This is a genomic window from Moheibacter sediminis, from assembly GCF_900176425.1.
GTDB lineage: Bacteria > Bacteroidota > Bacteroidia > Flavobacteriales > Weeksellaceae > Moheibacter > Moheibacter sediminis.
Window position 1 is genome coordinate 1 of record NZ_FWXS01000022.1, and the last position, 1,777, is coordinate 1,777.

The following is a 1,777-nucleotide window of genomic DNA, read 5'->3' on the forward strand; positions in this document are numbered from 1 at the left end:
GATTCCGTTAAGTCAAATTCTACTTCTGCTCCGTTTAAATCCAAACATTCTTTCAATTCAGCATTTTGAACAGCGGGTGGAGGAACGATTTCGATTTGCATCGTAAATGTATTGGATTGTCCACCGGATGCTGTAACGATTAGGGTTACTGTGTAAATTCCGATGTTGGTATAAGTATGAAGTGGATTTTGTAATGTGGAAGTGGTTCCGTCCCCGAAATCCCAAGCATAATTTTCTATCGTCAGTCCGCAAATGTCCGGTGTGAACATTAATTCTTCGTTTACACAATATTTGATTGCTCCTTCTTCATTTCCGTTGACAAGAAATTTTCCATTAAAATAAACTCCATTAGTAAAAAATGAACTTACAAAGTTAGGAAGTCCCAATCGACTTCTACCTTGCCCTCCCGTTTCTCCTACATAAATTCCGTCCAATTCAAAATCAGGATTATCTCCATTCATTGGATTATAGAATTCATTAGGATTATGAATAATACTTAAATAGGGTTTGAATTCCTTAGCACAATAAATTTTGTTGTCGAGACCTAACTGGATTGTATTCAGACCTGCATTTGAAGCTATTATATATTTAGAGTTTGCAGACAAGTCATATTGAGCTAAAAAGTTTTCTGTGTCATTAAAAAAAGTAGCATAAAGAATTTGACTATCAGGAGAGAATTCTACTCCATAATAAGAAAAAGAATCATCATACAGTAATTGATTACTAACAATGCCAGTGACATTATCAAAATTATAAACAGCCAAGGCTCCTCTTAAACCTGAAGTATAGGGGCCGCCTATATCGTGAGCTACTGCTATTTTAGTTCCATCCGGTGATATTTTTATACATCCTCTATCAATTTCTCCAACAAATTCTCCATTTTCGTTGTGGTCATCCTGATGTATATATACTCCTATTTTTGATACAACAGGCTGAGAATCTACCCCATTGGCAGTCACCTTAAAAGCATAATAACTATCTACAAAATGGGTTAATACCCAATAACCAGAACCATCAGCCATTTTTACTGCAGTTAGTTTCTCCGAACTTTTCTGTTTCCCATTCAATAATGCTAAAGGAACATTTCTTTGAATGACCTCTCCATTACCTCCGTTTAATGACATATCAACTATTGAATAATTCATGCCTTTATTCGTGGTTTCGTATGGTCCATATACTCCATCACCTCCATCTACCGTAAAAATGTAATAAATATTAGCATTACCCGGATTGGGTACAATTACCGATGCTTGCGAACTAGAAGAATGCCCATATAAAGGATATCCATTAGGCATTACAGCATTATGGTTTCGAGTATAAACTTTTATCCCGTCTGTATAAAATAATAAGTTACCGCATTCATCTGATATACTGGCACACCCCTCCATAGAGTTGATAAGCCCTTGCGGATCATTAACCGAAATACCTGAAGAGAAATTTAATCCAGCTCTATTTCCAAAATACCAATGGGTAGTCTGAAGCTGCGCCTGAATTCCAATTGAAATCAGAAATGCTATAATTATGTACGTGTTCCTCATGTGATTTTGTGTTGTGTGTTTTGAATTTTGAGTTTTCGTTAGCTGGTGTTTTTTTCCTATCCAAATTTTCCTTCGATACTTCAAATCCATCCAGCAGAGGCTAGGCTCAGGATGATGCGGCGAAAAATTTATTCATCTCAAATCCATAAAATCCCGACAGGATAAAATCCTGCCGGGAAAGTGAATATTCGATCTTAATTATCTGAACTCAAAAATTAAATCTGAAACAAAATATTCAC

At 35.8% G+C, this 1,777-nt stretch carries 1 protein-coding gene; it reads right to left on the reverse strand.

Features of this window, described 5'->3' with window-relative positions; all coding sequences use genetic code 11:
• Positions 1-1,538, reverse strand: a 1,538-nt coding sequence (locus B8977_RS15230) for a PKD domain-containing protein (RefSeq protein ID WP_159447507.1), incomplete at its 3' end; no start/stop codon positions are given.
• Between the last annotated feature and the right edge of the window lie 239 nt (positions 1,539-1,777).